Source organism: Paraburkholderia strydomiana (assembly GCF_046030495.1).
Classification (GTDB): domain Bacteria; phylum Pseudomonadota; class Gammaproteobacteria; order Burkholderiales; family Burkholderiaceae; genus Paraburkholderia; species Paraburkholderia strydomiana_A.
The window spans coordinates 63,976-80,588 of record NZ_JAQQCJ010000026.1 but is presented as its reverse complement, the minus strand read 5'-3'; the positions used below and the strand labels follow the sequence as shown (position 1 = coordinate 80,588).

Annotated in this window: 14 protein-coding genes and 1 tRNA gene; 7 read left to right on the top strand and 8 right to left on the bottom strand. The window is 60.9% G+C overall.

The genetic code is table 11. The features are described 5' to 3' along the window. Positions 1–123 precede the first annotated feature (123 nt). Positions 124–1,113, bottom strand: coding sequence for a pca operon transcription factor PcaQ (gene pcaQ / locus PQQ53_RS27880; RefSeq protein ID WP_408146918.1), 990 nt, complete (start codon positions 1,111–1,113; stop codon positions 124–126). 108 nt (positions 1,114–1,221) lie between these two features. Here pcaQ and pcaH point away from each other — a divergent pair, with 108 nt between their 5' ends. After that, positions 1,222–1,926 (top strand): protocatechuate 3,4-dioxygenase subunit beta, encoded by a 705-nt coding sequence (pcaH, locus tag PQQ53_RS27875; RefSeq protein WP_408155667.1) that lies wholly within the window; start codon positions 1,222–1,224, stop codon positions 1,924–1,926. Between the two features lie 3 nt (positions 1,927–1,929). Continuing rightward, a complete protein-coding gene (pcaG, locus tag PQQ53_RS27870; RefSeq protein ID WP_408146914.1) occupies positions 1,930–2,517 on the top strand; it encodes a protocatechuate 3,4-dioxygenase subunit alpha in 588 nt (195 codons plus the stop codon). A gap of 196 nt (positions 2,518–2,713) precedes the next feature. Here pcaG and PQQ53_RS27865 read toward each other — a convergent pair whose 3' ends face one another. Then, the gene (locus tag PQQ53_RS27865; RefSeq protein WP_408327634.1) at positions 2,714–3,943 is read right to left on the bottom strand and encodes a serine hydrolase; all 1,230 of its coding nucleotides are present in this window, start codon (positions 3,941–3,943) and stop codon (positions 2,714–2,716) included. 152 nt (positions 3,944–4,095) lie between these two features. Then, entirely contained in the window at positions 4,096–4,359 is a 264-nt protein-coding gene (locus PQQ53_RS27860) for an H-NS family nucleoid-associated regulatory protein (protein WP_408327631.1), read from the bottom strand. Between the two features lie 433 nt (positions 4,360–4,792). Here PQQ53_RS27860 and PQQ53_RS27855 point away from each other — a divergent pair, with 433 nt between their 5' ends. The 3 genes from PQQ53_RS27855 (at position 4,793) to PQQ53_RS27845 (ending at position 6,454) form a co-directional block, all read left to right on the top strand. Beyond that, a complete protein-coding gene (locus PQQ53_RS27855; protein WP_408146908.1) occupies positions 4,793–5,428 on the top strand; it encodes a LysE family translocator in 636 nt (211 codons plus the stop codon). Between the two features lie 306 nt (positions 5,429–5,734). Beyond that, on the top strand, positions 5,735–5,938 hold the full coding sequence (locus PQQ53_RS27850; protein ID WP_121320308.1) for a cold-shock protein: 204 nt from the start codon (positions 5,735–5,737) through the stop codon (positions 5,936–5,938). A gap of 291 nt (positions 5,939–6,229) precedes the next feature. Then, positions 6,230–6,454, top strand: a complete 225-nt coding sequence (locus PQQ53_RS27845) for a hypothetical protein (protein ID WP_408146905.1) — start codon at positions 6,230–6,232, stop codon at positions 6,452–6,454. Positions 6,455–6,583: 129 nt separating this feature from the next. Here PQQ53_RS27845 and PQQ53_RS27840 read toward each other — a convergent pair whose 3' ends face one another. Next, the gene (locus PQQ53_RS27840) at positions 6,584–8,215 is read right to left on the bottom strand and encodes an acyl-CoA synthetase (RefSeq protein ID WP_408327628.1); all 1,632 of its coding nucleotides are present in this window, start codon (positions 8,213–8,215) and stop codon (positions 6,584–6,586) included. Positions 8,216–8,373: 158 nt separating this feature from the next. Between PQQ53_RS27840 and PQQ53_RS27835 the strand changes: the two genes are divergently transcribed. Further along, positions 8,374–9,117, top strand: coding sequence for a Crp/Fnr family transcriptional regulator (locus PQQ53_RS27835; RefSeq protein WP_408327625.1), 744 nt, complete (start codon positions 8,374–8,376; stop codon positions 9,115–9,117). 112 nt (positions 9,118–9,229) lie between these two features. On the opposite strand, the gene PQQ53_RS27830 is transcribed toward PQQ53_RS27835, so the two are convergent. Continuing rightward, a complete protein-coding gene (locus PQQ53_RS27830) occupies positions 9,230–9,583 on the bottom strand; it encodes a transposase (RefSeq protein WP_408327622.1) in 354 nt (117 codons plus the stop codon). Positions 9,584–9,858: 275 nt separating this feature from the next. Here PQQ53_RS27830 and PQQ53_RS27825 point away from each other — a divergent pair, with 275 nt between their 5' ends. Beyond that, positions 9,859–10,998 carry a porin gene (locus PQQ53_RS27825; RefSeq protein WP_408327619.1) on the top strand — a complete coding sequence of 380 codons (1,140 nt, stop codon included), beginning with the start codon at positions 9,859–9,861 and terminating at the stop codon, positions 10,996–10,998. Between the two features lie 117 nt (positions 10,999–11,115). Here the strand turns inward: PQQ53_RS27825 and PQQ53_RS27820 are convergent, their stop codons facing one another. The 3 genes from PQQ53_RS27820 to rpoD form a co-directional block, all read right to left on the bottom strand. Continuing rightward, positions 11,116–12,279 carry a porin gene (locus PQQ53_RS27820; RefSeq protein ID WP_408146896.1) on the bottom strand — a complete coding sequence of 388 codons (1,164 nt, stop codon included), beginning with the start codon at positions 12,277–12,279 and terminating at the stop codon, positions 11,116–11,118. Positions 12,280–13,976: 1,697 nt separating this feature from the next. Next, positions 13,977–14,064: transfer RNA gene (locus tag PQQ53_RS27815), tRNA-Ile, on the bottom strand. Between the two features lie 152 nt (positions 14,065–14,216). Further along, positions 14,217–16,604 carry an RNA polymerase sigma factor RpoD gene (rpoD, locus tag PQQ53_RS27810; protein WP_408146894.1) on the bottom strand — a complete coding sequence of 796 codons (2,388 nt, stop codon included), beginning with the start codon at positions 16,602–16,604 and terminating at the stop codon, positions 14,217–14,219. Positions 16,605–16,613 lie beyond the last annotated feature (9 nt).

Genomic DNA, 16,613 nt, shown 5'->3' with positions numbered 1-16,613 from the left:
TTGTACTGAACGGTTCATACGGCGGGAGCGGCGCTCCTTGCACCGAGCCGGTGGCGCCGCCGTTTGTGCTCTTCTCACTGCTCCGACCGGTCGCCCCCATCGCACGGAATCGTGCCGTTCGCATCAAGCCGCCGATGCCTTGCGTCGGCTACGTTTGCGCACGGGCTTATCTGAAGCGGCCGCCGCCATCCGCTGCTGCGCGACCTCGCGCACCGCGTCGATGAACGCCCGCGCCACTGGCGACGGCTGCGTGTCCGAGCGCCGGATCAGGCCGACCGGCTCGCCGGTGCCCGCGAACGGCAGCGGCAAACGCGCCAGCATGCCGTGCGCCAGCTCGTATTCCACCGCGCTCAGCGGCACGAACCACACGGCGTCATTCTCGAGCGTCAACGCGCGGCCCGTCGAGACCGAGAGCACTTCGACGAACGCCGACAGCGGCTGCACGCCCCACGCGATCAGCAGACTGTCCGCCGATTGCCGGATCAGTGTGCCGAACGGCGGCAGCACCACCGGAAAATCTTCCAGCGACGTCGCCGGCAAACCCGGACCCAGCGCCAGCGGATGCCCGGCCCGCACCACCGCCACCAGCGGCTCGGTGAACAACTGCTCGAAACTGAGGCCGACCATGCGCTCGGGATCGGCGAGGCGCCCGATGGCAAATTCGATCGTGCCCGCTTTCAGGCGCTCGAGCAATTCCGGGTTCGCACCGTTGGCAAGACGCACGATCACGCGCGGCCAGAGCGCCGCGAACCGTTTCAGCACCGGCGGGATCAGCGCCGCCGCGACGGTCGGCAGAATGCCGATTTCCAGCGTCGCCGCCGCGGCGCCTTCGGCGCGCGCCAGCAGGTCGACGCCCTGGCGCAGCGCGCTGACGCACGCGCTCGCGTGCGGCATGAAGAGTTGCCCCTCACGGGTCGGCACAGCACCGTGGCGGCCGCGCTCGAACAGCTTCACGCCGAGAAGGGTTTCGAGTTCGGCAACCGTTTTGGAGACCGCGGGCTGGGTGATCGACAGGCTGTCGGCGGCCCGCTGGACGCTGCCGAACTGGGCGACGGCCAGAAAACACTGCAGATGACGGAATTTGACGCGGCTATCCGCGAGACTGCGTTGCATAACGTAAGGTTATACGAAAAGGGCGAAAACGTCATTTTGCATAACCGCTCGGGTTGGATAAAGTCCCTCCATAACGTCGTATCCCACAATCCCTCGAAGGAGACACTCATGGAAGATTCCTTTCTTACCCCGCGCGATTTCGCGTCCCATCCCCCGTACACCTATTCCAACTATGGTTCGTCGACCAAGCGTGGCCCGACGCGTCAGCTGATTCCGCTCAAGGAACGGCTGCGCGACCAGCGCGTGCCGGTCTACGGCATGGAAGACCTCGGCGCGCTCGATCACGATCTGACGCGCAACGCGGTGCGCAACGGCGAACCGCTCGGCGAGCGCATCATCGTGACGGGCCGGGTGCTCGACGAAGGCGGCCGCCCGGTGCGCAATACGCTGGTCGAAATCTGGCAAGCCAACGCAGCCGGCCGTTATGTGCACAAGGCCGATCAGCACGACGCGCCGCTCGACCCGAACTTCCTCGGCTCAGGTCGCTGCATTACCGACAACGAAGGCCGCTACCGCTTCCTGACGATCAAACCCGGCGCGTATCCGTGGGGCAATCATCCGAATGCATGGCGCCCCCAGCACATCCACTTCTCGCTGTTCGGCAACCACTTCGGCTCGCGTCTCGTGACGCAGATGTACTTCCCCGGCGATCCGCTGCTGGCCTTCGACCCGATTTACCAGGGCACGCCGGAGCACGCCCGCGAACGCATGATCTCGAGCTTCTCGCTCGACACGACGCAAGAGGCCTATGCACTCGGCTACGATTTCGACATCGTGCTGCGCGGCCCGAACGAAACCCCGATGGAGCGCTAAGCCATGACCACTCTGAAGCAAACGCCTTCGCAAACCGTTGGACCTTATTTCGCCTACGGTCTTTGCCCGCAACAATACGACTTCGATTTCAAGAGCCTGTTCACGCACGTTCTGGCCGACCGCGAAGCGGCCGGGGAGCACATCACGATCATCGGCCAGGTGTTCGACGGTGACGGCAAGGTGATCGGCGATGCGATGGTCGAGATGTCGCAAGTGGACTCGAACGGCCACTATCCGGAATCGCGTGAGGAAGTCCAGAAGACCGGCTTTCGCGGCTTTGCACGCGTCGGCACGGGTACGGATCCGCACAAGCGCTTTTTCGTGGAAACGGTGAAGCCGGGCCGCGCGAACCCCGATGAAGCGCCGCACGTGAATGTGATCCTGACGATGCGCGGCATGCTGCTGCACACGTTCACGCGTATCTATTTCGAAGACGAAGCGCAGGCGAACGAACGCGATGCGGTGCTGGCTGCAGTTCCGGCCGACCGGCGCGGTACGCTGATCGCGCGTCGCGAACCGAATACGGCGAACGTGTACCGCTTCGACATTCACATGCAGGGCGACAAGGAAACCGTGTTTTTCGACCTGTAAAGTGAGCTGCGAAGCAGCATGTGAAGCGGCCTGTGAAGCAGCCTGTGAAGCAGCCTGTGAAGCGCACATTTAACACTTTCAGATAGCTTTCACATACACTGAACGTGATCCGTCCAGCGACTGGATCGCGAAACTCCAAGTTGTTCAGCCCGCCTCGCGCGGGCTTTTTTTTGTTCTGCGTTTGCCGAAAGACGGCTCAGTGCAGCGAGCAGCGCAGCCAGTGGCCGATTCTGATCACGTCGGCAATATGATCGTGCGCGCCCGGCGCGCCCAGCACGACGATGTCGATGGGCCGGCCATGCACCATCATTCGCACGACGACGCAGTGCCCCGCCTCGTTGATGAAGCCGGTCTTCTGCAAGACGATCGACCGGTCTCCGCCCCGTACCAGCGCATTGGAGTTGTGATAACTCAGTTGTGCCCGGCCGCCGCCGGGAAAAACGATTTGCGCGCGATCGGTCGAATACGCGCGGATCAGCGGATAGCGGCTGGCCGCCTCGACCAGCCGCGACAAGTCGCGTGCGGTCGAGACATTCTGCGGCGACAGCCCCGTGCCATTGACGAACGACGTATGCCACATGCCGAGCGCGCGGGCCTTTGCGTTCATCGCCGCGACAAAGCCCGGCCGGCCGCCCGCGTAATCGCGGCTGAGTGCGGCCGCCGCCCGGTTCTCCGACGACATTAGTGCAATGTGCAGCATGTCGTCGCGTGACAGCCTGGAACCGACGCTCAGGCGCGAGCCCGTGAACTTGTCGAAATCCTGATCCTGCACCGTGACGTTGAGCGGCTTGCTCAGCGCATGCTTTGCATCGAGCGAGACGACCGCGGTCATCAGTTTGGATACCGAAGCAATCGGCATGACCTGGTCGGCCTGCTTTTCGGTGAGCACGGTATGCGTTCGTTCGTCGACGACGTAGACGGCTCGCGCGCGAAGCAATGCGCGCGAGCGGGGCGTATAGCCGCAGCGAGCGAGGAGCCGCGGCCCGGCCTGCGCTGACGCGCGCGACGCCGACGGATGCCGGTCGCTGTGCCGAGCCGCCGGCGCCACGGAGCGCTTCGCGTGGCGAGTCCCCTTCGTATTGCGCGCGGCCTGCCGGCGAGGTTTGGATGTGAGCTTGCCGATGTGCACGGGCTGCCCGGCGCTCGTCACGTGCTTGCGCTTGCGCGCGACGCGACGCCGGCCCTTGCCGGTGGGGGGCTTTTTCGCTTTACCGGAATTTCGGATTTTCGACTTGGACGCGTGCGGCACGGACGGCACAACTTGCCGGTTCATACGAGCTGCGGAATGCCTTGTCGCGTCAGAGGCCGCACCGAACGACCAGCCGATATTCAGCCACAACAGACCGAACACCACGCCGTAGCGCAGACACGCAAGGAAACAATGAGAGGGAGATGCAGATGAAAAAATTCGACGACCGTACGGCATGAAGCTTCCAGTTCTGTGCCGCGTGAGCCCGAATGGAATGGTCACGGAGTCGGCAACGACCCGCCCGATGTTAAAGCTAATAGCCGATGCGATCAACGGCCAAGGCGCACGCCGCCCGATGAACAGACGAGGTGCGTGCGGCAAAAATTCGGTTAGCAGCGGAAATGATCGATGTTCTGCCCGGCGTAAATCGCGCGTGCAAGCCAGTCCGGTTTATCGCCGTGACCGTCCCACGTATTGCCAAAGGCGTCGCGATACAGCACTGCGCGAACCGCGTTCGCGTCGGCTTCGAGCGAGTCGGTGAGCGCTTCCATCGTAATGCCGTAATCATCCATGCGACGGAGGATCCACTCGATCAGACGCTCGCGCGCATTCCCATCGAGGTCGAACAGCCGTTGTTCTTCTCGCTCTTTCATAACGTACCGATGTCGCAGCTAATCATGCTCGCGTTTGCACAGAAAGGATTCCGCAAAACAATGCGAAGTCTATGTGTGATTCAGATGGATAGCGTGCAATTCGAATTCACGCCAATGTCACGATGTGTCCAAACCGCATCGGGAAGTCATGCCTTTAAATCTTGGAGTAAGGAGAATTTGCAGGCAAGCGGCTCGAATTGCGCTCGTGCCTCGCCCCGTGATGTCGAGGGAGCTTCAGCGTATGGCAGCCGATTCTAGCATCCAATTTATTTTGTTTGCCGCAACGCGGTACTCGTATGCGAGTGGGGCTTTTCCATTTCTCATTCCTTTATTGCGCTATCCGTGGACACTGCAATAGCCGCCTATTCAGGAACGAACCGGGCTGTGTCATGCTATGTTTCATCAATTAACACCCCGCGCAGGAGACACGACAATGCCCGCCTCAACCGCCATCCTCACCATTCTCGCCGCGCTGCTGCTAGGCGCCATGAGCCCGGGACCGAGCTTCGTCATCGTCGCTCGCAATGCGATCGGGCTGTCACGCGGCGACGGTCTCGCGACGGCGCTCGGCATGGGCATTGGTGGCGTGTTTTTCAGCGGCATCGCGTTGCTCGGCCTCTACACGTTGCTCGCCACGGTCGAATGGCTTTACGTCGGCCTGAAGGTTGCCGGCGGCATCTACCTGATCTATCTAGCGTCGAAAATCTGGCGCGGTGCGGCCAGGCCGCTCGCGTTCGATGCGGCGCAAGCCGCCTCCGGCAATCCGCGTAAATCTTTCTGGATCGGCTTGAGCACGCAACTGAGTAATCCGAAAACGGCCGTCTACTACGGCAGTATCTTCGCGGCGCTGCTTCCGCAGCATCCGCCGCTATGGTGCTACTTTGCGCTGCCGCCTGCGATCTTCGCGATCGAGGCCGGCTGGTACACGATCGTCGCGTTGTGTTTTTCGAGCAAACGGCCGCGCGAAATCTATCTGCAATGGAAGGCCTGGATCGATCGCATTGCCGCGACCGCGGTGGCCGCGCTGGGATTGCGCCTGATTCTGAATGCACACAAAGTGGGCATCTGAAAGCGCCGCCGCCCATTCGAACTCCCGAATGGCATGCCGCGTTGATGGGCGCGGCATGCGCGCAACCGGGACCCTATCGGCAGCCGCCACGTGACGGCGATTTAGCGCACCTCGCAAAACAGTTACAAGTTATGTGTTGACGCTGACACGTCTGCGCGGTTAATGTGGCACCCGAAGTTCAAGAAGTTCGATTGCTGTTCATCAATGTCTCGCTCCCTCAGCGGTATTCGTTGTCCTCTCCCTCCTTGACGCTTCACGCGCTCTTCAACAGAGCAAATTCTTCAATTTTTTCCTCAAGGATTCTTCATGGATACCGGTATCGTTAAGTGGTTCAACGACAGCAAAGGCTTTGGCTTCATCACCCCGGACAAGGGCGGCGACGACCTGTTCGCACACTTCTCGGAAATTCGCAGCGACGGCTTCAAGACGCTGGCTGAAAATCAGAAAGTGAGCTTCGAAACGAAGCAAGGCCCGAAGGGTCTGCAAGCGGCTAACATCAAGCCGCTGTAAGTTTGAAGGGCTCGGTGTCCGGCAACGGACATCGGGCTGCAGCGATATCCTCGCGGAGCTTTTGTCTCCCACAGTTGGCGCGATCGCTTTTAGCTGCATTCGATTTCGAGCAGCTTGCCTAAGCGCCAAACGCCTCGTTGCACCTCATTCTCCCCTCCGGCTTCAACGCCCATTTTTCGCACCCCGACTGCGTCAGGATTCGGCTCGCAATGGCTTGAATCAGCTCGTCCGCGTAACTCGTATCACGGGTTCGTACGGCCGGCGCGCACTCGAACATCATTAAAATATAAAATGCAAAGCAAACATATTCATCATTACAACGGCTATGCCGTCCAACCCTCGGCGCATCGTTTGCCCGACGGCAGTTTTTCATCCAACCTGTTGCTCGAACGCGCCGACAGCGCACGTACCGACGGGCGCTACCAGTTCTATTCTCTCGACTACTTCACGAGCGAAGAACAGGCTCTGCAGCACTCGGCACGCTGGGCGCATCATTGGGTCGACACGCGCGGTTGAGCGCACGGCTACGCTGCACGGTGACGTGCTGAGAGCGCATGTCTTGCGGGCGCGATCCAGCGCCCTCAGTATCCGTAGCGCCGGTAGCGATAATCGCGCCCGCCGGCACGCCGTTGCCCAAACAGCGCGCTATTCGCCGCGCTCGGCCTTGACCCGCGCACGCAGTTCGAACTTCTGAATTTTTCCCGTCGACGTCTTCGGCAATTCGCCGAAGCGCACTGCTTTCGGCAGCTTGTAGCCGGCCAGAAACAATCGGCAGTGCGCGATGATCTCTTCTTCGGTTGCCTGAGCGCCCTCCTTGAGTTCGACGAACGCGCACGGCACCTCCCCCCACTTCGGATCGGCCATCGCCACCACGGCGGCGACCGATACCGCCGGGTGACGATACAGCGTGTCCTCGACCTCGATGCTCGAGATGTTCTCACCGCCTGAGATGATGATGTCCTTGCTGCGGTCGCGAATGCGGATATAACCGTCGGGCATCCGCACGCCGAGATCGCCGGTATGGAACCAGCCACCGCGGAAGGTCGCCTCGGTTGCGCGCTCGTTCTTCAGATAACCCTTCATGCAGATGTTGCCGCGAAACATGATCTCGCCGAGCGTTTCGCCGTCGTCGGGAACCGGCGCGAGCGTGTCCGGATCGAGCACGGTGACAGCGGCCTGCAGGTGATAGCGCACGCCCTGCCGCGCGTTCAGCTCGGCACGGGCGCTGTCGTCGAGCGTTTCCCACGCTTCCTGCTTCGCACAGACCGCGGCGGGCCCATAGGTTTCAGTCAGCCCGTACACGTGCGTCAGATCGAAGCCGATCTCCTTCATCTTCGCGATCACCGCGGGCGCGGGCGCCGCGCCCGCCACCATCGTCGAGACGCGATGCGCAATTCCCTCGCGCCATTCGGCCGGCGCGTTGGCGAGCGCGCTCTGCACGATCGGCGCGCCGCAATAGTGGCTGATGCCTTCGCGGCGAATCAGGTCGAACACCGTCTTCGCATCGAATTTGCGCAAGCAGACATTGACGCCCGCCCGCGCGGCGACGGTCCACGGAAAACACCAGCCGTTGCAGTGGAACATCGGCAAGGTCCACAGGTAGACCGCGTGCTTCGGCATGTCCCATTCGAGAATATTGCTGAGCGCGTTCAGATACGCGCCGCGGTGGTGGTAGACCACGCCTTTCGGATCGCCGGTCGTGCCCGAGGTGTAGTTCAGCGCGATGGCGTCCCATTCGTCGGCCGGCTGAGTCCAGGCGAAAACCGGGTCGCCGGCTTGCAGGAACGCTTCGTAGTCCGTCGCGCGGACGAATTGCGCGGCATCGGCGGGCATCGCGTCGGCCACGCTGATCACCCGCAACGCGGGGAATTCCAGCGCCGCACGGCGTGCGAACTCGCCGTACTCCGTGTCGACGATCAACGCCCGGGCCTCGCCGTGGCGCAGCATGAACAATAGCGACGACACGTCGAGCCGCGTATTGAGCGTGTTGAGCACGGCGCCCGCCATCGGCACGCCGAAGTGCGCTTCCACCATCGGCGGGATGTTGGGCAGCAACACGGCGACCGTATCGCCGCGTTCGATACCGGCCTGCCGTAGCGCGCTGGCCAGGCGCCGCGCGCGCTCGTAAGTCTGACGCCACGTGCGGCGAATCTCCCCATGGACGACCGCGAGCCGCTCACCGTAGACTTCCGCTGCGCGCACGATGAAATCGATGGGCGTCAGCGGGACATAGTTGGCCTCGCGTTGCTCGAGGCCTTCTTCGAACATGTGCTTCATTGCATCGTCTCCTGAGGCGCGGGCCGCGCCGTCGATTATTCTGATTGATGAGCTAGCCTAGCAAGTGCCATGGTGAACTGTCTGTCATCCAAATGACAGAGTAGTGCGCCCGAGACTTTCCCGAACCGACTTCTGCTGCCGACGCGCTTAACCCGTTTATGACCGACGCCCCGCTCACCGCCCTCGATGCCCGTCCGCACCGGCCGGAGCGGGTGGCGCGCGCCGATCTGGCGGGGCTGTTCGCCAGCTGCGCGTGGTTTCGGGCGCTCGCTGGCGAGCACCAGGCGATGGTCCTCGCCACTTCGCACGCCGGGCATCTGGACGGCGGAGCATGGATCGCGCGCCGCCAGGAGCCGTCGGACTACTGGATCGGCGTGCATTCCGGCCTGATCAAGCTCGCCATCTACAACGCGTCAGGACGCAGTTGCACGCTGTCGGGGGTGCCACCCGGCGGCTGGTTCGGCGAAGGCAGCGTGATCAAGCGGGAATTGCGCAAATACGACGTGGCAGCGATCCAACCTTCGCTCGTCATGTTCGTGCCGTCCGCGACCTTTCATGCGCTGCTGGAGTCGAGCCTGCCGTTCACCGGCTTCGTGATCCGGCAACTGAACAACCGCATGGGCGAATTCATCGCGTCGATTCAAAATAGCCGGTTGCTCGATGTGGACGCACGCGTCGCGCAGTCGCTCGCGCAGTTATTCAACCCGGACCTGTATCCCGAGACGGGCCGCACGCTCGCCATTTCGCAGGAAGAGGTAGGCCTGCTGGCGGGCGTGTCGCGCCAGCGGATCAATCAGGCGTTGCAAAACCTCGAACGGCTGCAAATACTGCGCCTCTCGTATAACCAGATCGACGTGCTCGATCTCGAACGCCTCAGCGCGTTCGGCCGGGAGCAGATCTAGGGGTGGCATCGCAATGGCGCGCTCGTTGCGCGGCCGACAAAAAAGCCGTCACTGGTTGCCCATATGACGGCTTCTGCTTATCGCCGCGCAGCGAATGCCCGTCGTGAACGATCTAACTGGCGTCTGCGTCGCTCTTGCGTACGACGCGCCGCTCCAGAATCGCTTCGCTCTTGAACAGCGCCAACGCCACGGCGTTCAGCACGCCTGCCCTCTTCCAGCGCAGGTAATAGCGATGAGCGGTCTGATACGGCACATAAGCCTCGGGCATCGCGCTCCACGGCTCTCGCGTATGCAGCACCCACATCACACTATTCAGCACCCGGCGGATGTCTATGTTCGGACGTCCGCGCCGAGGTCCGTGATCGAGCATTTCAGGCAGCAGCGGCGCGATACGCTGCCACTGCTCATCGGTCAGTTCCTGAAAAGCCGGCCAATGAACCGCTGGATTCGCAGGGATTGTATTCATGAAGTCAACGCGCGCAGACAGCACACCTGCCGGCATCGCCGCGAAAATGGGGTCTATTAATCAGTTATTTTGAGATTAACCGAAGCCTGCATTCGCGAAAGTTAATTCTTGTCAGACCCGTCGGTGCAATCGCCGGAAAGCACAATATGTTATTGCGCCAAAGGGCCAATGGCGCGGTGAAGGCCGTGGTCTATCATCGGCGCGCCCGGCGCCCAGCTTGCCTGCGCGCGCCGCGTTTGAATGAAAAATCCATAACCGCATTTGCAGGAATTCCAGTGAGACAAGTAAGACTCCTCAAGACCGCCGCACTCGTGGGCGGGGCTGCCCTCGCCGTGACGTCCGAACAGGCCATGGCGCAAAGTTCGATCACGCTGTACGGCGTCGCCGACGTGAGCGTACGGTATCTGACGAACTCCAACGCAAAGAACGACAGCCGCCTGTACATGACCAACGGCGCGATTACCAATAGCCGCTGGGGTCTGCGCGGCTCGGAGGATCTCGGCAGCGGCCTGAAGGCGATCTTCGATCTGGAAAGCGGCATCAATCTGCAGGACGGCTCCGCCTCGGACAGCCTGCGGATCTTCAACCGCAATGCGTACGTGGGCCTGAGCAGCCCGTACGGCACCGTGACGTTCGGCCGTCAGAAAACGCCTCTGTTCGACCTGCTCGGCGATACCTACGACCCGCTCACGGTCGGCAACTACGCCGAAAACTCGTGGCTGCCGGGTGCACTCGGCGCGGGACTCTACGCGGACAACGCCGTCAAATACACCGGCACGTACAAAGGCCTGACCCTGGCCGCAATGTACTCGTTCGGCACCAACTCGGAATCGACCGGCGAGGACGGCTTCTCGGGCCAGATACCGGGACATCTCGGCGCGGGCAATATGTACGGCGTCACGCTGTCGTACATGGCCGGGCCGTTGAGCGTCGCGGCCGGCGTGCAGCAGAACAGCGACAACAGCAATCACAAGCAGACCATCTTCAACGCGAACGCGGTCTACGCGTTCAGTTCCACGAAGGTGTACGTCGGCTATCTGCATTCGAAGGACGACACGGGTTTCGTCGACAACGCGCTCGCGCAGCAGACGCTCGTGCCGGGGGTCGATATCGTCAAGGGATCGGGTCGGGTCGACAACGGCCCGTTCGCCGGCGTCACGTGGCAGGCCACGCCCGCGCTCACGCTGACCGGCGCGGCGTACTACGACCACATGTCGAATGCGGCGATCGGCAATGGTGAAGTGGGTAGCGGCTACCGCTATACGTTCGTCGCGCTTGCTGAATACGCATTGTCGAAGCGCACCGAGGTGTATGGCACGGTCGATTTCGACAAGGTGTCGGGTGCCGCCTCGGTCGAACTGCCGGGCCGCAGCAATCAGACCGGCGTTGCACTCGGTCTGCGCACGATTTTCTAAAGAGGCGGCGGGGCCCGCGAGGACCCCGCGAGGCGCGTGGCATTCGAATTGCCGCGCGCATAAAAAAAGGTGCCGCGAACGGCACCTTTCTGTACTACAGGCAGCTTCAGCTGAAGCTTAGAAGCGGTGACGCAGACCGACCGTAGCAGCCGTCTGGTTCTTCGACGACGACGTCGGAACCGTGTTGTCGCCGCTGTAGATCGAAGCGACACCGCCGTCGCCCATTGCGTGCTGGTACACGGCTTGAGCGTAGACGTCCGTACGACGCGACAGCGAGTAGTCAGCTTGCAGGCCGATCTGGTGGTAACGGGTCTTCATGTCGTTGCCGTCAACGTTTTCACCGTAGCCACGTGCGTCGGTGAACGTGTATGCAACGCCCAGGCCCAGAGCCGGGGTCACGTTGTACTTGGCGTTGACTTCGTAGTTGTTCGAACGACCTTGACGCTGGCCGGCTGCTGCACCAACGAGGTTGTCGATACGCGACTGCGTGAACGCAGCACCGACCGTTGCCGGGCCGAATGCGTACGAAGCGGCTGCGCCGAATTGACGTTGACGGAACTGACCCTGGATCGGGCCAACCGTGTTTGCCACGACGCCGTCCGAAGCGCCGCCGTTGCTTGCCGTGCCTGCTGCGTTCGTTGCGCCCGGGTTGTTCTGCTGTGCGTAAGCAGCGCCCAGGTGCAGGCCTTGCCATTGGTATGCAGCACCAAGGCTGTACTGGCGGTTGTTCGCGAATTGGCCAGCCTGGTTCGAGAAGCCGTACGTGCCGCCGAACGTGAAGCCAGCGTAGTTAGCGCTCGAGTACTTGATCGAGTTGTTGACCGACAGGCCGCCGTTCGTGTTCAGGTTGTCGTTGTTGAACGGGTGCGCGAAGTACGTACCGCCCCAGCTGCCCGTTGCGGTCAGCGGTGCCAGGTAGTCTTGAGCTGCGTCGTATTGACGGCCCAAGGTAACCGTACCGAATTGCGCGCTCGACAGGCCGACGAATGCCTGACGGTTGAACATGCCGTTGTTGTTAGCGAAACGGCCGTTGTTGACGTTAAAGCCGCTTTCCAACGTGAAGATTGCCTTCAGACCGTTGCCCAGGTCTTCCGAACCGCGCAGACCGAACATGCTTTGGTTGATGCCGCCGCTGCCTGCTGCCCACTTGGAGTTGTGGTCAACGTTGCTGGTGTACGTCAGACCGGCGTCCAACAGACCATACAGGGTCACGCTGCTTTGTGCGTGAGCGACGGATGCGAACGATGCGGCAACCGCAACGACGATGAGACTCTTTTTCATGTGGGACTCCAAGTTCGATAAATTTACGCGGGGAGCGGGACCTGCCTCGGCAGCGCATGCACCGCCTGTGCTGCCGCCCTTTTGGCCGAACTGGTTAGATCAGCCGGGCACCCTTCAAACGAAGCGTGAGTGTAGGGGGACACCCTAGTAGCGGCGCGAGCAATTTACACAACAGGATTTTTCAGAATCCGCAACAATGTCGGCGGCCACGGCATTAAGTCATTGTTTTACATGCGTTTATCGCAAGATATGCGGAGGCGCATATCTGCTCTGGCCAGAAGTTATTTGCAACCTCTCAATATTCGAAGTTGTGCATATGCAACACGTTTTAATACGCCTGACGTAATCGGGTCGGAACGATTAATGATTGAAGCTGGGGAGTGCCTGAAAATAAGGCAATTGAATGAAGCGGATTTCGGCGGCGGATGTAAATTTATTTTACAAAACCGGGAACTTAATGGCGTTAATGCTGTCTCCTTTGGGCTAATCAATTAGCCCTGTTAATTGGTGATTATTCATTTCATCAGTTGCGTGAATTGTTCGTTCAAGAATGGTGGGATTGGCTGGCTACGCTTGCTTGGGCCGCCCTGCCGATCGAATGAAAAAAACCGCCCTCAGGCGGTTTCATCGATTCTCGCTGCGTCGAGCGCTCATCCATCGCAGGCGGTTCTTCTGCCGGAGCGCATACAAAAGGGGACGCCTTCAGCACAGGCGTTGCCCGGAGGTGAACTGCGGCGCCGGCCGCCGCGTGACAGAACCCGTGCTGAAAGCGGACGGCAAACATCTAACGGCCTTCCCTAGTCTTTTAACGGACAGGCCACTCCCTTTTTGACGCGGAGTTTCCCTAATTCCCGGCGAACTAGAGCCTTAGCCAGCATTTCCCACGGCACCCGAATGGGCTCATTGGCTTGCGCTTCCTCTTGCCCGGCGCAGCACAATCCCACGCTCGTCAATGCAAACTGCAAAAATTGCTTCGGCTCGCAACGAAAGTTTCAACGCCGAAGCACGACGACGTTTCGCACAATGCGCGGCGAACGGCGTGCTGGCGTGGGTTAATGATGCTCGAGCTTCTTCGGGGGCGACTCCGCGTCAGCGGGTCCTGCCAGGAACGGCTCCAATCCAAACAGCCAGGCGAAGCAGAAGGTAACGCGCGCCAACGCGCTGACGTGTCGTCGCGGCGCGTTGGCCCCGGTGTCGTCGACTGGCATGGCTAGCGGCGGTTGAGCCGGGGCCAGGTCGGTAGCGGTGTGGTCGGATCGGATGATGATTCTCGTTATATTGATATCACGTGGAAGCCGACCTGCAGCAAGCGACGTGCCACGCCCGCAGAACGAAATTCGGACCGACTACTGAGAGATTGCCGGCATCGCGTGCGGGCGGCTTTACGGTAGACCGCCAAGGCAAGAAAGGGATTTTTAACGGCGTGTACTGGAAGAAAAAGACGCTATTGATCGGACCTACTACGATTGGCCCATTTATCAAACCTGTTCGAACACACGAGACGAAGGTGAAAGCGCTTTAGCGAATTCGCCAGACCGAATGACGAACACACTTTGCGCGGCACCGAGATTCGGCTCGAAATCCGTCAAATGGAATCAATAACGCGGCGCAGGCCTCAATCGCCAGAGCGCTTCAATCATCGCGCCTCGCGCCAAACAAAAAGGGTCCCGAAAACTCGGAACCCTTTCTTCAAGCTTTGGTGGGCCGGGTGGGATTCGAACCCACGGTGGGATTTCTCCGGTGGATTATGAGTCCACTGCCTGCAACCAACACGGCGTCCAGCCCAACAAAAAAGACCCGGTCTTGAAGGCCGGGCCCATTCGCTGATTGGCCGACATACTACACGAAAAAGGGACCTCCGCAACCGCTTCGCCTAAGCGAAACAATCGGGAGGCCCCTTCAAGCACAACATTATCTGCCGCCAACGCCTGCTTCGATCAATTCCCTTCGAGGAATGACTTCAGCTTGTCCGAGCGACTCGGGTGACGCAGCTTGCGCAACGCCTTGGCTTCGATCTGACGGATCCGCTCACGCGTCACGTCGAACTGCTTGCCGACTTCTTCGAGCGTGTGATCGGTGCTCATCTCGATACCGAAACGCATGCGCAGCACTTTCGCTTCGCGCGGCGTCAGCGAGTCGAGCACGTCCTTCACGACATCGCGCATGCTGGCATGCAGTGCGGCGTCGGCCGGCGCGACCGTGTTGTTATCCTCGATGAAGTCGCCCAGATGCGAATCGTCGTCGTCACCGATCGGCGTTTCCATCGAGATCGGCTCCTTCGCGATCTTCATGATCTTGCGGATCTTGTCTTCCGGCATTTCCATCTTCTCGGCCAGCGTTGCCGGATCCGGTTCGAGGCCGGTTTCCTGCAGAATCTGACGCGAGATACGGTTCATTTTGTTGATCGTTTCGATCATGTGGACCGGAATCCGGATCGTACGCGCCTGGTCGGCGATCGAACGCGTAATGGCCTGGCGAATCCACCACGTCGCATACGTGGAGAACTTGTAGCCGCGACGGTATTCGAACTTGTCCACAGCCTTCATCAGGCCAATGTTGCCTTCCTGAATCAGGTCGAGGAACTGCAAACCACGGTTCGTGTACTTCTTCGCAATCGAGATCACGAGACGCAGATTCGCCTCGGTCATTTCACGCTTCGCCTGCCGCGCCTTCAGTTCGCCGGCCGCCATCTGGCGGTTGGTTTCCTTCAGGTCCTTCAGCGGCAGCACGACACGCGCCTGCAGATCCAGCAGACGTTGCTGCTGTTCGCGGATCGCCGGAATGTTACGCGTGAGGATCGCGCTATACGCGTGACCTTCGCCGACGATCTTGTCCGCCCACTCGAGATCCGTTTCGCTGCCCGGGAAACGCGCGATGAATTCCGCACGCGGCATGCCGCACTTGTCGACCACCGTGTGCAGGATCTGACGCTCGACCTGACGCACTTCATCCACTTGCGCGCGCAACGTGTCGCACAGACGCTCGACCGTACGCGCGGTGAAGCGGATCGTCATCAGTTCGTTCTGGATCGTTTCCTGCGCCTTCAGATACGACTTGGACTTGTAGCCCTCCTTCTCGAACGCGCGGCGCATCTTGTCGAACCATTCGCTGATCATCGCGAATTTTTCGAGCGACGCACGCTTGAGCGCTTCCATCTGCGCCGCGTTGGCCGTGGCTTGCGCGGTGCCGTCGTCTTCTTCCTCGTCCTCGTCGCTTTCTTCCTCGGCTTCCTCGTCTTCGCTCTCGATCGCTTCCGCCTCCTGCGCGGAGAAGCCGTCGGCATCTTCCGCGTTGGCGTCGATCAGGCCGTCGACCAGTTCGTCGATACGAATCTCTTCATTCGCCACGCGCTCGGCCATCGCGAGGATGTCGGCGATCGTGGTCGGGCACGCGGAGATGGCCATCACCATATGCTTCAGACCGTCCTCGATCCGCTTCGCGATTTCGATTTCGCCTTCACGCGTGAGCAGCTCGACAGTACCCATTTCGCGCATGTACATGCGCACGGGGTCCGTGGTGCGGCCAAATTCGGAGTCGACGGTGGACAGCGCGACTTCCGCTTCCTCTTCCACTTCGTCGTCGGACGAAGCGGCGGGCGCGTTGTCGTTCAGCAGCAGCGTTTCAGCGTCGGGGGCCTGCTCGTAGACCGCCACGCCCATGTCGTTGAACGTGCTGATGATGCCTTCGATCGCCTCGGTCTCGGTGAAGTTGTCCGGGAGGTGGTCGTTGATTTCCGCGTACGTGAGGAAGCCGCGTTCCTTGCCGAGCTTGATCAGCGCGCGCAGCTTGGAGCGGCGTTCCTCGAGCTCCTCCACCGTGCCAGGCTGCGACGACGCGAATGCATCTTTCAGAAGCGCTTTTTCCTTGGCACGACGGTCGCGAGCCTTGACCTTTTCCACCTTGCCCGGTGCGGCGGCAGGGGTTTCTTCGGTCTGGGTTGCATCGTCATCGACGGGTACTTCGTTCAGCTTTTTCGTCATGGAGTTCGCCGTACCGGCTGTAGTCTCGACTCGCGGCTGGTGGACAACAGCCGGTAGAACCGTGGATACTGAAGTCTCGCGCACTACCGCATCGTCCTGCGCGGCAGCCGCTTCCCTTGCGCTTCTGACACCCGGCTGGCTGGCAGCCGGTACAGCTTTCGCCCCCCTGACCGGATCCGCTCGTGCAGCGGAAGCGGCCGAGGATTTCTTCCCGGCAGCCGGTGCAACACTGACAGCAGACGTTTTTCTGGCGGAAGAAACTAACTTGGCCTCGGTGACCTTTCTGGTCGGCTCTTTGGAGCGTGTACCGGTTGCCGCCTGATTTCCGCCTGTAGTCTTTGCCATCGCATCGCC